The 20,591-nt window shown below is 59.7% G+C and carries 12 protein-coding genes; 2 read left to right on the top strand and 10 right to left on the bottom strand.

The genetic code is table 11. The features are described 5' to 3' along the window. Position 1: 1 nt before the first annotated feature. The 6 genes from AC0GUR_RS16835 to AC0GUR_RS16810 all read right to left on the bottom strand — a co-directional run bounded on the left by AC0GUR_RS16835 (position 2) and on the right by AC0GUR_RS16810 (position 10,424). Complete coding sequence (locus AC0GUR_RS16835; protein ID WP_472878657.1) at positions 2-2,467, bottom strand: integrase catalytic domain-containing protein; 2,466 nt, start codon at positions 2,465-2,467, stop codon at positions 2-4. A gap of 1,117 nt (positions 2,468-3,584) precedes the next feature. Then, positions 3,585-4,508 (bottom strand): hypothetical protein, encoded by a 924-nt coding sequence (locus tag AC0GUR_RS16830; RefSeq protein WP_472878656.1) that lies wholly within the window; start codon positions 4,506-4,508, stop codon positions 3,585-3,587. Between the two features lie 325 nt (positions 4,509-4,833). Continuing rightward, the gene (locus tag AC0GUR_RS16825) at positions 4,834-5,106 is read right to left on the bottom strand and encodes a type II toxin-antitoxin system mRNA interferase toxin, RelE/StbE family (protein ID WP_472878655.1); all 273 of its coding nucleotides are present in this window, start codon (positions 5,104-5,106) and stop codon (positions 4,834-4,836) included. Then, positions 5,093-5,335 carry a hypothetical protein gene (locus tag AC0GUR_RS16820; protein WP_472878654.1) on the bottom strand — a complete coding sequence of 81 codons (243 nt, stop codon included), beginning with the start codon at positions 5,333-5,335 and terminating at the stop codon, positions 5,093-5,095. The genes AC0GUR_RS16825 and AC0GUR_RS16820 overlap by 14 nt, the downstream gene beginning before the upstream one ends. A 238-nt stretch (positions 5,336-5,573) precedes the next feature. Further along, on the bottom strand, positions 5,574-8,402 hold the full coding sequence (locus AC0GUR_RS16815) for a TonB-dependent receptor plug domain-containing protein (RefSeq protein WP_472878709.1): 2,829 nt from the start codon (positions 8,400-8,402) through the stop codon (positions 5,574-5,576). 759 nt (positions 8,403-9,161) lie between these two features. Beyond that, entirely contained in the window at positions 9,162-10,424 is a 1,263-nt protein-coding gene (locus tag AC0GUR_RS16810; RefSeq protein WP_472878653.1) for a ferredoxin reductase family protein, read from the bottom strand. Positions 10,425-10,638: 214 nt separating this feature from the next. On the opposite strand from AC0GUR_RS16810, the gene AC0GUR_RS16805 reads away from it, so the two are divergent. Then, complete coding sequence (locus tag AC0GUR_RS16805; RefSeq protein ID WP_472878652.1) at positions 10,639-11,799, top strand: M23 family metallopeptidase; 1,161 nt, start codon at positions 10,639-10,641, stop codon at positions 11,797-11,799. An 11-nt stretch (positions 11,800-11,810) separates the two neighbouring features. Here the strand turns inward: AC0GUR_RS16805 and AC0GUR_RS16800 are convergent, their stop codons facing one another. The 3 genes from AC0GUR_RS16800 to glnA form a co-directional block, all read right to left on the bottom strand. Beyond that, positions 11,811-14,903 (bottom strand): autotransporter family protein, encoded by a 3,093-nt coding sequence (locus AC0GUR_RS16800; protein WP_472878651.1) that lies wholly within the window; start codon positions 14,901-14,903, stop codon positions 11,811-11,813. A gap of 504 nt (positions 14,904-15,407) precedes the next feature. Continuing rightward, entirely contained in the window at positions 15,408-16,271 is an 864-nt protein-coding gene (locus AC0GUR_RS16795) for a hypothetical protein (protein WP_472878650.1), read from the bottom strand. Positions 16,272-16,830: 559 nt separating this feature from the next. Further along, the gene (glnA, locus tag AC0GUR_RS16790) at positions 16,831-18,246 is read right to left on the bottom strand and encodes a type I glutamate--ammonia ligase (protein WP_472878649.1); all 1,416 of its coding nucleotides are present in this window, start codon (positions 18,244-18,246) and stop codon (positions 16,831-16,833) included. A 394-nt stretch (positions 18,247-18,640) separates the two neighbouring features. On the opposite strand from glnA, the gene AC0GUR_RS16785 reads away from it, so the two are divergent. Further along, on the top strand, positions 18,641-19,438 hold the full coding sequence (locus tag AC0GUR_RS16785) for an undecaprenyl-diphosphate phosphatase (protein ID WP_472878648.1): 798 nt from the start codon (positions 18,641-18,643) through the stop codon (positions 19,436-19,438). A gap of 95 nt (positions 19,439-19,533) precedes the next feature. Here AC0GUR_RS16785 and AC0GUR_RS16780 read toward each other — a convergent pair whose 3' ends face one another. Then, positions 19,534-20,484, bottom strand: a complete 951-nt coding sequence (locus AC0GUR_RS16780) for a LysR family transcriptional regulator (protein ID WP_472878647.1) — start codon at positions 20,482-20,484, stop codon at positions 19,534-19,536. Between the last annotated feature and the right edge of the window lie 107 nt (positions 20,485-20,591).

Genomic DNA, 20,591 nt, shown 5'->3' with positions numbered 1-20,591 from the left:
GTTACTCCGCAGCCAAAGGTTCGAGCTTGTCCCACAGCTCCTCAAGGTCGTCGTGCTCTGCGACCGGTTCCGTCGCCTCGGCATTCGGCTCAACGGGCAACTCGCGAGATGACTCCGGCTCGTCGGATTGTGCTGAAGGCGATGCCGCGGCGGCCTGGTTGCGCTCATACACCGCGCGGTCTACATCGCGCTTGCGGTTGCGCGATCCGCGCCTAGCAAACGGTGCTGCCAATAAGTCGAAGAGCCTTTCTTCGGGCGTCTTTGCGGCCTCAGTCAGTATGGTGCTCAGGAACGCCTTGACCCACTGTTGGGCGATCTTGACCACAACCTGGGCCCTGTTCTCACAATCTTGCCGCACTTCATCTGGACGCGAAGTACGCAAGAGCTTGCTCAGACGGTCACTGGTGAAGATGCCGCAGGGAAGCTTGATGCCGCGCTTCTCGGTGGCTTTACCTTGGAATTCGATATCAATGGAGGTCTTGATCAGAAGATCGTCGTCCATCGTCTGCGGACGCCCCATCACGCCAAAGCGGGCAATCAATTCGTCTTTGCGCTCCATCGGAGTGCGATTGTCGTCATTTGGTGTGTTAGGAAGGTCTTCGTGGAAATATTCTACGAACGCGCCGTGGACCGCCGTGAACATCAAACGCGCCGTCTTCACGCTTTTGTACTTGCCATCGACCTTGCGGCCTTTTTGGTCCGGTTCCGTGGAACCAGGTAGGTCGTGAGCCACGTTGATGTTGATGCGGCGGATCGCTATCTCCGCCTGACTGTTGTAACGACTTCCGCCCGTGGGCGTATGGATCAGTGTGATTCCCTTCTCCAAGCAGAAGGCCTTGAGCCACTTCGAGTCGTTCTCAGAGCCACGGTCCAGAACGATCACGAATGGTAAGAAGCCATGCCGCCTTACGAAGTCTCGAATCAGAAGTGCGACACCATTGGTGCAGGCGTGGCCGAAGTACATCGAACTAGCCATCGGATAGTCCGTTGCCTCGTCGATGCCCACGTAGAACCAAGGCTTGTTTCCGAAGAGCGCTTGCGCAACAAGTCGCATGCAGCGGCTGTCAAGTTGCGAAGAGTCAATATGGAGAGTGTGCCCAAAGGCCAGTGCTTTACCGGACCGTACTGTTGGGTCTGAGATAGGCCTGGCGGCTTGGTAGGCTCGCATGCCTCCCGTGGCCAGCGCCCGTTTCACTGCCTCTTCTTGTCGCACATGGTGCCGAAGCGTTTCAATGGATGGCGTGGCGACCTGATAGCGCTGACATTCCTTTTCCAGTGCGAACCATAGGTTCTTTCGCGTCCGTGCCTTGCCCGTGTTCCACAGCGCTCGTATGGCCCAGAACAAAAGTTCCTGCTGGATGGGATCGAGGCGCGTTTGGCGATTACCGGATTTCCCGTACTGGGTAAGGCAGGCAGATAGAGCTGGCTTACCCTGCGCCTCGGCCTCTCGAATCTTTGCTGCAAGTTGGCGCATGCGAACCGTGCTTTTTTCCTGGCCCACCTGCATGCGCTGGACGCGGGCGAGGCGGGCTAGTGCGGCCTGAAAATCCGTAGTGCTGGCTAGTGCCAAGGCGTCGAGATCCGCCGGTTGGTTGATTGTCTCGTTGCGCGAGGCAAACGCGTATTCATCAGCCCGTCGCGCTTGGTCCTTATCGGAATATAAGTAGAAGTGCTGCGGAAGGCTGATCGGCGTGCTGGTCACAAGGCCATAGCACTGCTGACGCGCAAGCATTGCCAAAGCAATGCGCTCATTGAATCCCGGGAGCGTTTCTTCCATCCCTTCGATCGAGAAGGGCTTCTTGGCCAGCAACGCCAGCGATCGTTCAGCGATTCGCGTTTCTTCCGGGGTCAGAGGAAGATCCAGCGTGGCGTACATCGCCTCCAAGATGCGAAGTTGATTGGCAAACGGAGCACCGAGAGCAAACACTCGGAATGTCAGACCACGTTCCTCGGCCCATTGCTTATAGGGATGGCACGTCCAGCCCTCGGCATTGCACTCCCATTCGCCGCCGTCTTTCTCACCTTGAAGCCAGCTTTCGTCCTTGCATTCGACAAGTTCGAGACCGTTGCTGCGAAACACCAGGAAGTCGAGCGTGGCATGAGATACGTGCTTCCTATCACCCTCCATCATGCGAACAATGCCGCGGCACGGAACCTGCACGTAGTAACCCTCTACGGTTGGGTCCAGTTCGCACAGGTAGGCAAACATTCGCTCGCACGTGTGACTTTCCACCACCCTCAATGCGCCGTTGTTCTTGAGCGATACGAAATGGGTCACTAGATTCTGCAGAGCCCCTTTGCCGACATCGCGCTGACCGCTTGCCGCGATCATGGCTTCGTAGTGCGCGATCTGATGTTTCGTGTATCCGCCGTTGGCGTAGATTTGCTTCCGCCTAGCTTCGGCCAGTCCGCCAAGTCGCTCTTCGTCAACGATAGGTAGTTCAATTCTTGATGCTGTGTTTGCCATGCGATCTCTCCAGGCCGCGCCTCTCTTCGGCGGACCCGAACGGGCCACCCTGAGACGCAGCGTGCTAGTAGGCCCAGCAAGGGCCTATTGACATTGGATAGGGCGCGCAGGAACCTAGATGTGCTGACGCGGTCTGTGTCTGCACTTTGAAGGGCTACAAGAGGGCCAACTCTTGTGGCCCTTTCTATTTTCCTGGCATGGTTTTTGGCTTTCTGTCTTCAGTCCTCCTGAGACGCCAATCGCCTCTTTGCCGAAACGTAAAAAGCCACCGCTAGCGAGCGGTGGCTTTGTTCTTGGGGCTCTCTGGCTGCCCTTTCCGTGTTTCAGGCGTGGTGTGGTCGAGCCACTGCGCTATATCCCGCGCTGACGAGAACCATCCCCGTCGCCCTTCAATCGCGAACATCTCAATGGGAAGTCGGCCGCGTCGGCGTGCCATGCGCAGGGCATCTGTGCTGGGAAAGCCCAGGAACTTTGCCGTCGTTGCAGCAGTAAGGACCAATCCATGTGCCTTCACCAGCATGACGAGCGTTGGCGATTCCTGCATGTTTCCTCCGCGAACAGGCCAGAAAATTTCAGGTCAGATCGGGCGAACCTACCCCGACGCCAGGCATCATGCAAGTGCATGTTTTTAAGAGGTTTTTCGTTGCGCAGACTTATAATGCGAAACGACGTAATGCGTTGCGCGAACTTATAATCCGGAGGTGATCTAAGCTCTCGTTCACGCTGACAATTTTGGCGAATGCGTTACCAGGCCTATAACCAAATCGCGGTCAGAGTGGAGATTTTTCACACATTGCAGACGCGTGTGCCCTCGGATGAGAGCAGCAACGGCCATGTCCGTCACGACTGCCTTACCCGCTGACATCTAACTGTGCTGAGCTACTCACGCCAGGGCATTCGCCTGATGGCTGCCGACCTTGGCTGAATGGGCGCGCCGAATGCGCGTCAGGACACATCACCGCCTAAATGTGCCAACCGGTGACCCACCGCGCTTCGGCCGTGGAAAAAAGAGTTGCGACTTGGTAGCTGACGCGTTCGATGGCGCTCCAAAGGAGACCTATCCCACTAAGGCAGTCGCTGACTGGCTGGACCTAACTCTGAGAGGGGACGGATCCAATCACCTTCGGGCCGCAAGACAGACCGAAAGTTTTGCCAGACTGCTCCTGACGAGCTCCCTCCCTCGGAGACCAGCAATCCATTGGCTAGGCACATCGGAAATGCCGTAGTAAAGACCGGCCAGGGCACCTGTAAGCATCATGGGAATGCGAAGCGTCGGCTCAGGTGGCATCGCAAAATCAACAGCCTGATCAAAACTCTTGGTGAAGGCGAAAACTTCGCGGAGATAGGCCAGCAGATAAAGCATACGATGCGCTTCTGCATGAGAACCATCGCCCGGCTGTATGTTGGTGACGGTCTCGAGACTAGCGCTAGTCAGGCGCAATTCTGCCGCTATCGATTGAACGCGTTGAATAGCCTGCTGCCAGGCATTTGAAGGGGCAACAATCAAAGAACTCGCCCATAGCAGGGTCATGACCAACGTTGCCCGATCGACTTCGTCCTTCACCGCCATTCGTCCGAGAGTCAGCATCTCGCGGGCAAGGGCAGCGTCATTACCCTCACGGCACCAAAGGAGCGGAATGACAAATAGGAGAGCACTCTGCTCAATGGCATCACGATGGTAGTCCTCGAGGGCCGTTTGGGTCGCTCCGAACAGCACTGGAGCTGTTAACGGGCCATCCAACTGCGCGAAGAGGTACTCACTGTCTGGGAAATAGACACCTAGACGAGCCCAATCGACGGTGCGCTCTGCCAGCCCTTCCAATTGAACGTCGGTTTGCCCTAATGCAAACAGCAGGCAGAGGATTTGAGCTGCCTCTATGCTCCAAGATGCACCAGCAATGCGGTCTCGAATGCTCCCAGACTTGGGATGCTCACGGAACCACTTCAGCCGAACTTCGCCAAATGCGCTTCCGAATAGAAGGCCCCACAGGCCACCGAGGAGACGGTCGTGTAGAACTTGATCGTTGGTTACTTGGCCCATGGTCGTTGCCCTCCCGCGCACACGACTTATTCAACAACTAGTTCGTCTCCTTGGTTGCGACGCTCGTTATTCACCATCGTCCTGCTGGGACTCTGCTGCCGACTCCGTTGTAAGCGTAGATAGAAGGCCGGCTGTCAGATTTTGAGTACAAGCTTTGCCCAATCACGTTTCCAGACTGACCCATAAGCCTCAAGTTAAGTATCTGATTGCCCGTGGCCTGCCAAGCTTTGCCCACACCCCTTGGGCAAAGTCAGTCCGCGCTGAGGCTCAGGCGTACGGACTTTGGGTGGCAAACTCGTACCAACTTCGCCACTAGAAACATGGTCTAAAGGCCTTGGCGAACCAGCCTGAGCACCCGCAGTACGCCGTCCTTGGTCTTGCCGTAGGTCAGGACCAGGTCCTCATAGATATAGCAGTCCCGGTAATCGGGCATTTGCTCTTGTGGAGCCCTGATCGGGTAGCGCGTTGGCATGGGCTTATCGGTCACCAGGAAGCCGAAAACGACGGCGAGATCCGCATCAATTTGCTTCCCATGGGGGCCACTTTTCTCGCGCCGGTAGTCCTCTTTGAACTGCGCGCTGCTTTCAATGGTTCGCATGCAGGTCGGTCATGAAATCGCCGAGGTGCGCGAAGCGCTTTCCACGACCTTCCTCCAGTTCTCGCAGCGCTTTCTGAGTGGGCTTGCTGGGGCGAAGGAGATCAAGCGACGCTTCCGGGTCGTTCGCGAGGCGCTTCACCAGGATCTTGATTGCCGCATTTAGCCTCATGCCAATCATGGCTTCGAGGTTCTCTTCCGCTTTTGCGCGGATGTCGGGGTCGACACGCACCTGGATTGCGGGGCTAGCCATGGTCGTTCTCCGGGTCCTCAAGGGTGTGGAAGTGGGTCAAGACAGCATGTACCCCATGAAGAAGACTCCTTGGGCGACGTGTCATTTGGCTGGACGTTGCGCTCCACCATCCACTGCAGCGACGCATCTCATCGCTTCGCCACTCTGGACGTAAAAAAGCCGGGGCACTTTGCAGAGCCCCGGCAAGGTACAGCGGGGTGGGTGTTACAGGCGTTGCTTAGAACTGCTGGTTGTATTGCAGGTAGATGTAGCGACCCAGATCGAGGGTCGGATCGATCGAACCCGACGAGTTGTAGCCCAGCACGTAAGCGTTGATCGTGTTCGGCGGCTTCTTGTCGAAGATGTCACGCATGCCGAAAGCGATCTGAGCCTTCCACGGCAACTGGTAGCGGACCTGCGCGTCGTTGAACACCACGGCACCCATGCGGTTCGCGCCCGTGCCATAGCCCCAGTTCACACTGGTGTAGTTGGGCTTGTTGCAGTGAACGGTGTCGCTCCAGCACTGGTCCAGGAACGAGCCGTAGTAACGGATGCCCCAGGTGGCGCCCCAGTTGCCCAGGCTCCAGTCCAGGCCCATGTTGGCGCGCCAATGCGCGTAACCGTACTGGCCGGCGTAGTTCACGACCGGACCATTGTTGGTGCTGGCCTGGTTCCAGTCGTCGAGGTAGTTCACGTTCATGTTGAACACGAACTTGCCGAACGAGAACGCAGGCAGGCGATAGTTCACGCCCATGTTGTAGCCGGAGGTTTCAATCCAGCCCAGGTTGGCGTTGCCGCGGTGCAGGTTGATCACCTGACCATTGGCATCACGCTGGAACGCCGAACAGAACTCCTGCACCGAGTACTGGTAGCACTGGTCGAGCACGTAGTTGGCATCGATCGCCGTGATGACGTTGGTGATCTTGATGTCGTAGTAGTCCAGCGTCATGTCCAGACCGTCCACGTAGTGCGGGCTGTACACCAGGCCCAGCGTACGGGTCGTGCTGTGTTCCGGCTGCAGGTACTGGTTGCCGGCGCCGGTGACGAACGGCGTGGTGCCCTGCTGGTTGGGACCGTTGACCGGCGCGCCAGCAGTATCAAGCTGCCTGAAGTTCGCCGGCAGACCTGCAGCCGCACAGTTGGCGGCCACCTTCGGGTTGCTCAGGCTGCCGTACTTGGCATCGCAGGGATCGGTGTACTGGTCAAACGTCTGCGAACCGCCGCCGAACAGGTCGCCCAGCGTCGGTGCGCGGAAGCCCTTGGCGAACGTGCCGCGAACCAACAGGTCATGGAACGGCGAATAGGTGAAGCTGTACTTGTTGTTGGTGGTGCTGCCGAAGTTGCTGTAGTGCGAGTAGCGGCTGGCCACGTCCACGTTCAGCGACTGGGCGCCCGGCAGGTCCTTCAGGATCGGCGCGTTGAGTTCGACGTAGGCTTCGTTGGTGGTGTACGAACCCGTGGTCGGACCGGCGGCGAGGTCGGTGGTGTAGCCAGAGCTGGCCAGTTCGTCCGGCGTGTCGTAGCCGCTGCTGTTGCGATGCTCGATGCCCGCAGCAAAGCTGAAGGTACCGGCCGGCAGTTCGAACAGGCCACCCGTGATGTTGGCGGTGAAGTCCTTCTGCACGCTCTGCGCCGTGGATTGCTCACGCGCCACGATGTAGTTCAGCGCCTGCGGGGTCGATGCCGTCGGGCCGCCCAGGATGTTGAACGGTACGCACTGGTTCAGCGCGATGGGGTTGGCAGCGGTACCGCACTGCACGACACCCTGGCCGTTGAGGAACGACGGGCCCAGCGCCTGCTTGAGGTTCAGCAGGTTGATGTTGCCGATGCCCGTGGTGTCCACGTCGTACTTGTTGTAGTTGAAGCCGGCGTCCCAGTTCCACGAATGATTGAGGAACTCGAAGTTGCCTTCAAAGCCAGCGTCGAAGTGCAGCGACTTGGCGCTTTCGCTGGTCTGGCGCGGCATTTCGACAATGCGGCGCGCGAACGACAGGTTCGTGCCCGGAATCGGGTTGTAGTAGCTGGCGCCGCTCACATACACCGGGAAGTTCGGCTGGCTGGTGCTGGTGAGCGGATAGCCGGCGACCTGCGTCGACGAGTTGCGCTCGGCATACATGCCGGTCGCCTTGAACGTCACGTTGTCGCTGAAGTTGTAGCTGCCTTCAGTGAAGATGGACTTCAGCTCGGTCGGCAGCTGCTCCATCATCTGATTGGTGGAGTTGAAGTAGTCGTTCGGCTGCACGCCGGCGTGGTAGTTCGCGAAGTTGGTCGCATCCGTGCCCACGCCAATGTTGTTCGGATCGCCCGTATGGTTCAGCACGTACTTCTTACCGTTGTACGTGATGCGGCCCCAGGGACCCGTGCCGCTGTAGCCGGCCGTCTGATCAAAATCGCCGTAGGTGTACTTGGTGAAGTCGCGATCCTTTGCCCACACCGCCTCAGTCTTGTTGTACGTCGCGGCGAACACCAGCGAAGACTTGTCAGTCGTTGAGCCAAGCGTGAACGAGTACGCCTGCTGCGTGCCGTCGTTCTGGTCGTTCTGACCGACGTTGGCGCTCACGGCAGCACCGTTGAAACGGTCCTTGAGGATGATGTTCACCACGCCAGCAACAGCGTCGGAGCCGTAGATCGAAGAAGCACCGTCCTTCAGGACTTCGATACGGTCGATCAGGGCGGCCGGAATGGTGGAAACGTCGGTGTAACCGTTGAGGCTGGTCATCCAGCGCTTGCCGTTCACCAGCACCAGCGTGCGGTTTTCGCCAAGGTTGTAGAGGTTGACGTACTGGCCGCCTTCCTCGGTGTTGCTGGTCAGCACGGCCGCCTTGCTGAAGGTGGGCTGGCCGGTGATGGTCAGGTTCTGCAGGATGTCACCGACGTTAGTGAGGCCGGTCTTCTGGATGTCCGCCTGCGTCATCGTGATGACGGGCTGAGCGGTTTCCACGTCCACGCTACGAATGCGCGAACCGGTCACGGTGATCGTTTCGAGCTTCTTGGCCGAATCCATATTGGCCTGAGTGTCAGCGGCATCTTGTGCATACACCGAACCCGCGATGGCAAAAGCGCCCATCGCCAGGCCCAGACGAATGGCCGTCGACAGCTTACTGTTTCCGAATTGCTTCACGTTTTAACTCCCCTAAACCACGTGTTCGACTGAAAGGTGAGGAGCCAGGTGTCGTCCTGGCTTTTCAGGCGCACAGGTCCCCGCGGCGCTGTCCGTAAGGAAAGCTCCGTAACCCGTTGAAACAAGCAAGAAATTGCGAATTCCCCTGCCGCCCGTCATCAAACTTACGCAGCAATTTCACAATAAGTCAACGAATTTTGTCAGACATGTGTAAGCTACATGTGAAACAACTGCTTACGCAGGTTTTAGATCGATCGAAGGCGGTCTCCATAGGGGGAAATCGCATTCTTTAGGACCATTTGCGCCGCTCAGATGGCCAATTGGTGTCGCAAGAACATGCTGATGCCCTAGCAGCCAATGGTCTTGGCATCAACGAATTCGACGAGCTGTGGGACCCGGTGCGGACACGCAAGGTGGTGCAGAAGCGCCAGAGTGCACTGCCTTTGGGGCACCTATCGGCATGGACCGTGGTGTGCCGGAGAAGGTGTCGCGGCTTTCGACCGTACGGGTTGCCCGGCCTTCCCAAAAGTCTCGTGCAGAACAAACAGCGACGCGAAGCTCAACCGAGGCCAAATGAGCATCAGCGTTCCGCCAAATGGGCTGGCGGTCGTCGAACTGCGCTGAAGCAGGCTTACCGGCAGCTCCCTACCTGAAGCCGCAAAACTCATCTGGCGTCACCATGCGTGGCACAACACAACGCTCGCCTCAGCGAAAGTTGAAGTGCTCGAAATGCAGATGGGTCTTGGGCACGCCATCGGCATGCATCTGTGCACGAATGACATGCAGCAATCCGGAGGGTCCACAGAAGGAAACATCCACTGAAGCGCCGCCGACTTCACGCACGATTGCACTGAAACGTTGCTGGAAAGCGGGACTGATGGGGCCATCCGGCACCGGCACCAGGGTCACGCCACGCGCATCAGCCATGCTCTGCAGCACGGGCACCTCCGGGAATTCCCGGCCCGGCGTGTAGAAATAGAACAGGGTGACACGATCGAAGTCGGTGGCCTCGTTGTCCTTGAGCCAGGCGATGAAAGGCGAGATACCTACGCCGCCACCGATCCACACTTCACGCGGCGCCTGCGTGTCGCGCATGAAGCGGCCGTGGGGTGCATAGATATCGGCGAGCATGCCGACGCGCACATTGGCAATCAGTTGGCTGGTGAAGTCACCCAACGCGCGGATCACGAAATCCACCCGCCCATCAGGGCGCTGTCCACTGGCGATGGTGAAGGGGTGCGGTTCGCGCAGGCCCTCGTGCTTCATGCGCAGAAAACCAAACTGTCCCGGCGTGAACGCAATCGGCTTGCTCACCGGCTCCAGTTCCAGATGAATCGCTGCCTTGCCTGGCGATACCGCCACGACACGGTATTCGGCCTGTCCGGAAACGAAGCGATACAACAGCAGCTTGTACAACGCGGCAAGCACACCACCACCGGCGGTCAACGCCATCCACAGACCTGCGGGGCTGGTCAACGGTACCGGCGACTTGATGCTGAGCCAGTGCAGGATGACCACGATGAACAGCGGCCCCGAAAGCTTGTGCCACTGCCGCCACACCCGATAGGGAATGTTGCGGTTCAAAGCCAGCAGCACGATAAACATCACGCCCACAAACGAGAATTGCCGGACGAAGCGCGTGAACCCGCGTGGCATCGCGGTGATCGGCGCTGTCTCCCAACCCTGTACACCGGCATGGATCACCAGATGGAACGAGGCGAGGCCAAGCGCCCAGACGGCGAGCCATTTGTGCACGAGGTAGAGGCGATCGAGCCCGCCAAACAGCGACTCCACCCATGGCAGCCGCGCGCTCAGCAGCGCCGCGATGCCCATCATGGAAAGCGCTGCCACGCCGGCGACGAAACTGAGGAAACCTGTCGACCACCAGGTACTCGATGGCACATCAAATGCCACCAGCACCGCGCTCAGCGCGATGGTAAACGTAACGGCCTGCCAGCTCTTGATCATCCAGTTATTCCTGCATCCACGATCTGTCCATCGCTCCATTCGAAAGTAACGGTCATGCCACGTTTCAGTCGACCGAGCACGACATCATGGCATGTCACAGCGTCCTACGCCTGCCGTGCAGCGCCCGTGCATGGGCACCCTGAGTGACATCTGGCATTGGTATGGCTTACCAGGACAGCTGAAGCTCCGCACGTCACCGGCCGGAGTAGCTGTCATGTCTTCATCGTCCAGAACCTTGTGCGCCGTGCTCGGCATGCTGCTCGCCAGTGCCGCCATGGCGCAACGCGGGCCTGTGCAACAGTCGTTCGACATGCGCGTGCCATGGACGCCGGAGCCGGTGTTTGTCGATGGCAGGACCTCCCTGCTGTATGAGCTTCACCTCACCAACTTCGCATCACAAACCCTGACGCTACAGCGCATCAGCGTGATGGACGATCAGGGGCAGGCATTGAGCGATCTTGACGGCGAAGCACTGAGTCACGCCATCGGGCGCGTGGGTAAACCTGCTGGTGGGGATCGCACGCAGGTAGCACCCGGCGTGGATGCTGTGGTGTATCTGTCCGTACCGCTCAAGAGCCGAGTGGTCCAGCCGCTGCACCTGACCCACCGCGTTGCATTCACTGCAGTGGAGTCCTCACCCGTCTCAACCGTGGATGGCGCGGCAATGATAGTGCTGCCCTCCGCCGCGCCACAGCTCGGTCCACCGCTACGCGGCGGCCCATGGGTAGCCATCTACGATGCCGGCTGGGAGCGTGGTCATCGCCGCGTGCTGTATGCGGTGAATGGCGCGGTGCATGTACCGGGTCGCTTCGCCATCGACTGGATCCGCGTTGGCCCTCACGGAGGCTTTGCACGCGGCGACGGCAAGCTGCCTTCGCAATGGTTGGGCTATGGCGCGGATGTGCTGGCAGTGGCGGACGCGGTGGTGGCTTCGACGGGTGAAGGTATCGCCGAGCCGGGTTCGCTCGCGGATGGTGCTGCACACAAGGTGCCGCTGGAGAACGCCGCCGGGAATTACGTGGCGCTGGATCTCGGCGATGGCCGGTACGCGTTCTACGAACACCTCAAGCCCGGCAGCATCACCGTCAAAGCGGGTGCACGCGTACGGCGCGGCGACGTGATCGGCAAGCTCGGCTTCACCGGTGAGTCAACGGGACCGCATCTGCACTTTCATGTCAGCGATGCCAACGCGCCCCTGGCGGCCGAAGGTTTGCCCTATGGCCTGGATCACGTTCGCGTGCTCGGCGCCTACGCTTCGATTGAAGCGTTTGCAGAAGGCCATCCGTGGCAACCGCTCTCCGTAATCGATGTTCGCCAGGACGAATTTCCCGCTCCGTTGTCCGTGGTGAACTTTGATGACGCATCCGGCCACTGAAACAGCCTGGCTCAGAAGCGCCAGCGAAAGCCGAGATCGCCGACCCAGCCGCGAAAGCCGTAACTCTGCGTGTGCTGCAGATAGCGAGCGTCCAGATACACCGAGATGCCGTCGGCGACGGTGCGCGAGGCCCCTAGCTGAAGCTCCCAGGCCTGCCCCGCGGCGCCGCTGCGAAACACGACGGGCGTAGTGGAGAAGTCACTGCCTGCCGCCACGGTGGAGCGCCCACCGCTATGCAGGTAGTAATTGAATCGCAGATAGGGTGTGGTGGCTTCGTTGGGTTTGTCGCCCTGCCAGGTGCGCGAGACGCGCAAACCCAGTCGGCCTGTCCACTGATCCGGATTCCTGGTTTGTATGGCCACGCCATCGAGATCGGTAAAGCGCATGCTCGATAGCGTTTGCCACATCACCTGCGCCTGCGGCTCCCACAGAATCTCGTGCGAGCCCAGATAGCTGTAACCGCCTTCCATCGAAGCCGACCAGCCGTGCGTGCTGGGCCTAGACACGGCATCACTATAGGACTGCGTGTAGGCACGCCCGATATAGATGTCGCGCGAGACGACGCCATCGGCGTAGAAGCCGCTGTAGCCGACGTAAGTGAACGTGGCGGCGAGATTATTGATGGAGTAGTTGAGCCGGCTGCTGCCATCGGGCGCACGCGGCTCGATGCGATCTGTGCCGCTGCTGAAGGCCAGGCCCGCGCGCAGCGTGCCGCGATGGGTATCCAAGCCCAGCCAGTTGCCACCCACTTGCAGCATCGACATGTGCTCGTGAAAGCCATAGCCGAAGTTGCTGAAGCCGACATCGCTGCGATAGTTCTGGTTCAGCACGGTGACACGGGCGAACACCTCGCCATGGTTCGATTCCAAATCGTTCGCCAGCAGATCGTGGCGCACTTCGCCCAAACGGTTATGCAGGTTGTCGAGCATGGCGGCGCCGTAGGAATACAGCGCGGTCGGGGCGACGAGATAGGCGGCCATTTGAGGCACCACCGCGGGGCGCGGGGGTTCATGCCCATTGTCATCGGTATCGCTGGATTCGCCTTCGGGCTCGTTGTTGCCGGTGTCTTCGCCGTTGGGGCCATTGGCGTTGTGGTCGTCTTCGTCGTCGCAATGGCCGGATTCGCAGGCAACGGCGTTTTGCAGACGATAGTCCCAGAATCCTGGCGTGGTTCCGCCCACCACGCGCTGCGCGGGATCCGAGTTGCCCGGTGCGTACGCATATAGGTCGTAGCGCCACGGGCCAACGGCGACGTAACCCGGCCCTCCCAGTTTGAATACCTGGGATGAAGGATCGGCCGCCACCTGGATGATGGAAATGCCCTCGTCCGCTTTGGGCACGCCCGAAAGCGACGATGACGTGGACGCGCCAGCCCCCGAGCCGACCACATGGACGATGGTTTGCCCGGATGCCGATCCTTCGATCAACAAGCGATCCGTGGTCTGGTTAGACAACGCACCGCCATGGTTGAGTAAGGTTTGCAGGGTGAGTGCGCCGTTGTTGCCGACGTAGTTGCCGCCCACGTTCAACACATTGCCGATGGATGATGGTGAACCTGAGCTCAGGTTGATGGCGCCGCTGTTGGTCAGGCCGCCCTGCACGGTAAACGATCCGACGGGGCCGCCAGCGGCGAGTGGCAACGCATTGGCCACCGCCAGCGTGCCCGCGTTGTCTATGCTGCCGGCCACGCTTCCGTAACCGCCCAGGGTGGCACCCGCATGGATGCTTACCGCGCCGCCACCGGCGAGGCTTCCAGCAGAGCCGGCGCTTGAACCGACCACGAGCGTGCCTGACTGCACCGTGGTCTGGCCGGTATAAGGCTGGCTCACGTCGAAGACGGTGGTGCCTGGTCCGAGTTCAGTGACGCCGCCAGCACCGGAAATGGTGCCATTGAATGCATACACATCCGAGCGCGCGAAGGCGAGCATGCCGCCCGCGTTATCGGTGACGTTGCCGGTGATGCTGCCCGTAGCGCCACCGTTGCCCAACTGCAGCACACCCGCGTTGATGGTCGTGCCGCCGGTATAGGTGTCGTTGGCGGTCAGGATGGTCGTGCCGCTGCCGATTTGCGACAGCGCGACGTTGCGAGTGATGGTTGGGGCAAACACGTAAGACGGATCACTATGATCGAAAATCAGCGAGCCGGTTGAATAGCTGGTGATGGCATCCGTGCTGACAGTGCCTGCTGCACCACCATTGCCAATCTGCAATGTTCCTGCTCCAGCGCTTCCGATCACGATGGTACGGGTGGCCGATGTGGTGCTTGAGAGATTGAATGCCCCGTGATCTGCAACGGTGACAGTGGTGGCGCCTGCATTACCCAGCAGAAGGAAGAACGGGTAAGTCGCCGAAGAGGTGACATTCCACGCGGAGTTTGCTCCGGTGATGGTGACGTTCGCGCTGGGACTCCCACCACCACCCTGGGTTAGTGTTGCACCGGTGGAGTTCACCACGCCGCCATTGGCAATGGTTAATGTCGCCGAATCTCTCTGTCCCACCACCAGAGTGCCGGTATTCAGCGTTGAGCCTGCACCGGTCACGTTAATTGAGCTTCCGCCGCTACCCGTGTTGTTGGCAATACTGATGAGATTGCCGGTAACCGTGGCTCCACCGGAAACGGTCAATGAGCCTTGCCCGTAGTTACCCACAATGAACGCATTGGCGAGCGTCAACATCGTGCCTTGACCGTCTACCGTCACCACGCCCTTGGTGCCGGCATCCTGGCCGATCTGGATATTGAACAGTTTCGCCACGCCGCCATGGGTGACACTGAAGGTGCCTTGGCCCGATGAACCATTGCCCAGCAAAAAGCCGCTACTTGCAGTGAGCAGACTCCCGCTGCCGCTTACGGTGAGTGTGGCGTTGGAACCCAGCGTCCCACCCTGGAAAGTTGCGGCCTGACCGCTGATCTGCGCCATCCCGCCATTGTTGATGTTGATGGTATCGGTATTGCCGGGTATGCCGTTGGGTGCCCAGTTGGCAGCAACGTTCCAGTTACCGGTGGCTGCATTCCAACTGTAGGTTGCAGCAAATGCCGGTACTGCCGCCATGGCGAGATACAAGGAGCAAGGAAGCAATGCCCGGCGTAGCGTGATGCGGGTCATGACACACACTCCTTTGTAATGGCCAAACGTCTGCCAGTGCCTGCCCGCCGTAGCGAGATACCTCGGGGAAAAACCAGTCAACGCGTTGCCCTTCGGCTACGCCTGTTTACTTGATCCATCCACTCCACTGACGTTCTCTGGAAACAACTCACATGCATGACGCACCGAGCCACGTCTGTTGCGAGCCTTGTCGTCATTCACGCTGTCTTGCTGATCTTGGGGAAAGGGTCTTGCGGGCTACGAGCGCATGATCAGACGCGGCGTTGCACCGCGACAACCGCATAAATACTTACGAGCGGTCCGTAGAACTATGGAGATTTGCGCGCGGCGAGGAATACTCACACCGCGATAGGCAGGCGCGGCGCTGGCGAGCGATGGCGCTATTCATGGATGTGTTGAACGATCGGCTCCGTAGAACTACGCAGCGTCGTTGCTCGATCGGCAGCGGTCAGGTGTGCATATGCGCTTTGATGTCAGCGACGCCGATGACCCTTCATGCTTGCCTCAAAGGCCCGCAGGCAGTGGCCATTCGGTAGGCCATTCCTTCTGGCCGTTATAGAAGTCCATCGAAAGGCTTTGGCCGTTCGCCGCAAGCTGTAGCTTACGTTTGTCTCCAAAGCGCATCCATGAGGGACGCTGTGTCAGGCGTTGCTGCAGCGACAAGCCATTTCCTCGTGTTTCTCTCAACCACATCGCAAGCGCACCCATACGGATACTGGCCGCGGCATCTTGTTGGCTTGCCAGGTAGTTGTCGAAAGTCGGCAAGGCAATGCGCGTCAGGATGGCACCTGCCGAGTTGGAAACGATGTCGAAAACGTCGACGCTTGGTACCGTTTCGGACAGCGTCATCCGCATATCGGCAAGGAGCTGCGTGGATACAGCCGACTGACACAAGACGCCATCGTTGGCAGCAAACAATCTTCTGGCGCCCTTGGGTGAAAACGTCGAGTTCTTGTACCAGGGCTCTCCATCGCCGATTTGAATGGTATGGAGTAGGAAGGCGTATTCCGTCTGCATGCTTGCGCACAGGTTGATGTCATCAATGGTCACAGGAGCGAAAGCTTCGGAACAGGACGCAGGCAGTGGTGAATCCACCGGCAGCTGGCTCAGCAATTGCACAAACAGATGCGCACTTCCGCGCAATGACGCTGCGAACAACATCGTGGTCACTAGTGTGTTGCTGTGAGCGTGCAAGCGACGCATGGTCGATACCTGCGTGCATACGCTTTGCAGCGCTTCAGTCTGTCGACCGTCGGCAAACGTGAGTGCTGCGTCACTTGACCAAAGTCCAAACCCCATGCCAAACGGTGGCATGGGGATGATTGGACTGGGCGGCATGTCGCTCCAAACATAGTCGTAGCCGCTCAAGGCCTTCTCGCCCGCCAGCCGCTGCGCGTGCCGCGCGAGCACGGCACGCATTTCATCAGGATGCGCACGCGCCTTGCGAAGGCAGTCGGACTCGCGCAGTTTGCACAACGCTTCTTTGTCGCTAGGGGAGGGACGAGGCAACGCGGGGTAATTCACTTGCGGGTCTGGCATCGGCTTGATATCCGCGCTGGCTAAGCCGTGGGAGGCATCCCACGCTTGCGCGCGCTGCCGCTCTTTGGCGTACGCCGTATCGAGCTGGTCAGCCGGTATGTCGAAATCGGTGAACCAGAGCCGTGGGTAAGCGTTACGGCCTTTAGCGGGTTTCAGGTTCGCGTTCAGTGCCGACAAGGCGGCGGCCTGCTCGCTCGTCGGCGGCCGTAGCCTCCCCCATGCAAAGGCGGCAAGCAATGCCACAAGTACGCATACCACCAAATACGCCAATCCCTTGAGCACCCGCCCCATACACGCCCCCCTTTGTCCCGAGGGGATTCTAGCCACAAAAAGAACAACGGGCGCCGTAGCGCCCGTTGTCCTTTTCAACCCTGTCAGAGACTCGCGATCAGAGCGCGTAATACATCTGGAATTCCAGCGGATGCGTGCTGGCGCGGTAGCGGGTCACTTCCTGCATCTTCAATTCGATGTAGGCATCGATGAAGTCGTCGGTGAACACGCCGCCTGCCTTGAGGAACTCGCGGTCCTTGTCGAGCGCATGCAGCGCTTCGTCCAGGCTCGCGCACACCTGCGGGATGTTCTTCTCTTCTTCCGGCGGCAGGTCGTACAGATCCTTGTCGCTCGGTGCGCCCGGGTCGATCTTGTTGATGATGCCGTCGAGGCCGGCCATCATCAGCGCGGTGAACACCAGGTAGCCGGAGTTCATCGGGTCGGGGAAGCGCACTTCGATGCGGCGACCCTTCGGGCTCGACACGAACGGAATGCGACAGCTGGCCGAGCGGTTGCGGGCCGAGTAGGCGAGCATCACCGGCGCTTCGAAGCCCGGCACCAGACGCTTGTAGCTGTTGGTGGTGGAGTTGGCGAACGCGTTGATGGCGCGAGCGTGCTTGAAGATGCCGCCGATGTACCACAGCGCGGTCTGCGACAGGCCGCCGTACAGATCACCGGCGAACAGGTTGTTGCCGTCACGCGACAGCGACTGGTGCACGTGCATGCCGCTGCCGTTGTCGCCGACGATCGGCTTGGGCATGAAGGTGACGGTCTTGCCGTTCTGATGGGCGACGTTCTTGATGACGTACTTCATGGTCATCAGTTCGTCGGCCTTCTTCACCAGCGTGTTGAACTTCACGCCGATCTCGCACTGGCCGGCATTGGCCACTTCGTGGTGATGCACTTCCACCACCTGGCCCAGCGACTCCAGCACCTTGCACATGTCAGCGCGCAGGTCGCCCAGCGAGTCGACCGGGCTGACCGGGAAGTAGCCGCCCTTCACGCCCGGACGGTGGCCGGTGTTGTTGTCTTCGTACTTGTAGCGCGAGCTCCACGCGGCTTCTTCGGAGCCGATTTCGTAGAACACGCGGCCCATGTCGTTCTGCCAGCGCACGGAATCGAAAATGAAGAACTCCGGCTCCGGACCGAAGAAGGCGGTGTCGGCAATGCCGGTGGACTTGAGGAAGGCCTCACCGCGCTTGGCGATGGAGCGCGGGTCGCGGCCGTAGGCCTGCATGGTCGACGGCTCGAGCACGTCGCAATGCAGCACCATCTGCGTGTGCTGGCTGAACGGGTCGATGTAGGCGGTGTCCGGATCCGGCATCAGCACCATGTCCGACTCGTTGATGCCCTTCCAACCGGCAATCGACGAACCGTCGAACATCTTGCCGTCCTCGAAGGTGCCTTCGTCGATGGCATGGGCCGGGAACGTGACGTGATGGTGCTTGCCGAGCATGTCGGCAAAGCGGAAGTCGACGAATTCGACTTCGTGTTCCTGGATCAGATCGAGCACTTGCTGGACGGCGGACGACATGGACAACCTCGACGGGTTAGAAAGTGAGGAAACGACTGCTTCTGAGCAAGGCGCGTGCCAAGCGGTTGGTTCTTGCCGTATCAATGAGTTACGCGTGATGCGGCCAGATTGATACAGACTTGTTGCACTAAAATGAAACCGGAGTATGCACTGCATTGGTGCATACCCAACCTCCTCACCGTCATTCCGGCGAAAGCCGGAATCCAGCGCCTTTGCTCTGACCCCAAAAGGCACTGGATTCCGGCTTTCGCCGGAATGACGGTGAGGCTCGGTAAACGGTAAGGCAAGTATGAAGCGCCTCGCTATCGTGCCCCGAAAACGCCACCCAAGTCCCTTAAGCTATGCCGCTTTACGCCGGTATGGAACCGGTGCCCCTCCACTCGTCGGAGTTTCCGTGAGCGATCTCATCAACGTCATCCTGCTCGGCATCATCGAGGGCATCACCGAGTTCCTCCCTATTTCCAGCACAGGTCACCTGTTGATCGCGGAGAAGTTCGGCCTTGGCCAGCGCTCGGACCTGTTCAACGTCGGCATCCAGGCCGGTGCCATCCTCGCGGTGACCTTTATCTACTGGAACCGCATCTGGCAGCTGTTCACCCAGTGGCGCGACCCGGCCAACCGCGACTATCTCGCCAAGCTGATCGTGGCCTTCCTGATCACCGCCGTGCTCGGCTTCATTGCCGTGAAGATGGGCTTCAAGCTGCCCGAGGCGGTGACGCCGGTGGCCTGGGCGCTGGTGATCGGCGGTTTCTGGATGATCGCGGCGGAGCGACTAGCGGCCCGCCAGCCCGACCGCACCCAGGTAACCTGGCGCGTGGCAATTCTGGTTGGCATCGCACAGATGGTGGCCGGCATTTTCCCGGGCACCTCGCGTTCGGCAGCCACCATCTTCACCGCCATGCTTGCCGGCACCAGCAACCGCGCCGCGGCCACGGAGTTCGCCTTCCTCGTGGGTATTCCCACCATGTACGCCGCAAGCGGTTACGAGCTGCTGAAGGTGCTGAAGGAAGGCGGCCAGCACCATGAGGACTGGACGGCTCTCGGCGTTGGCTTCGTGGTATCCGCCATCGTGGCCTTTGTCGCGGTGAAGTGGCTGCTTGGCTACATCCGCAGTCATCGCTTTACGCCGTTTGCGATTTATCGCATTGCGCTGGGCGTGGCGTTGCTGCTGCTGATTCCTGCAGGCGCCTGATCGCCCGTAAGCCTCTTCGCTACCTCACCGTCATCCCCGCGAAGGCGGGGATGACGGTGAGGCAATAAAGAAGCCGAACGAAGTATTGAAGGTGCTCAGGCGCTGAGCCGCTCCGGCACCGCCGCCATCACCGGCTTCTTGTGCTTGCCGGGCTCGTTGGTCTGCTCGAACACTTCACGCACCCACTCAATGAAGGCCTGAACGCGGGCGGACAGGTGCTTCTTCTGCGGGTAGACGATCCACACCGGCTTGCCGGCGGAAATGGTGTCGGTCATCACCAGCTCGAGTTTGCCGAAGTCCAGCATGCAGGCGGCGATGACGTGCGGTGCCTGGGTGATGCCCAGCCCCGAAACCACTGCCTGAATCACTGACTCCGCGTCATTGATCAGCAGGTGCGCATCGATGTCGACGGAAACCTGGCCGCTCGGCGTGTCGAACTGCCACTGGCGCGGGCGACCGTTGGGCTGGATGTAGTTGATGCAGCGGTGGTTCTTCAGGTCGTCGATGCTTTGCGGAGCGCCGTGCCTGGCCAGATATTCGGGTGAGGCGATGATCACGTTGCGCAGATAGCCGATTTTGCGCGCGATCAGGCTGGAATCCTCTAGCGGCCCGACGCGTACCGCGCAATCGATGCCTTCCTCGTTGAGGTCGTAAGGGTAGTCGCACATCGACAGCTCCAGCCGGATATCCGGATAGCGCTGCTCGAATTCCGCCAACCTGGGGATGATCACGGTGCGCCCTACCGCGGCCGGCGCGCCGATGCGCAACTTGCCGGTCGGCTTGCGGCTGGCGTAGCCCAGGGCCTCGGTGGCATCGGCCAGATCGGCAAGTATCTCCTTGCAACGTGCATGGAATGATGCCCCATCATCGGTCAATCGCAGCGAACGCGTAGAGCGGTAGAGCAGCCGGGCGCCTAGGCTCTCTTCCAGGCGCGACACGGCTCGGCTGACGCCGGAGGGGGTCATACCCAGCTGGGCGGCGGCGGCGGCAAAGCTCTTGGCTTCCACCACGCGGACGAATGCAGAGATTGCTGCAAAGTCTTCCATAGGCTGGTTTCCCGTCTCATTCGTGACTGGCAGTCACTATTGCATTGCATCAAAGGGGATTTATTGAACTAGATCGTACACCTAATCTCTCGGCCCTGCTCGCCGGC

The sequence above is a fragment of the Dyella sp. PARNA 12/25 genome (genome assembly GCF_055702865.1).
The sequence above is the reverse complement of the archived record's forward strand: the minus strand, read 5'-3'. Positions and strand labels throughout refer to the sequence as shown.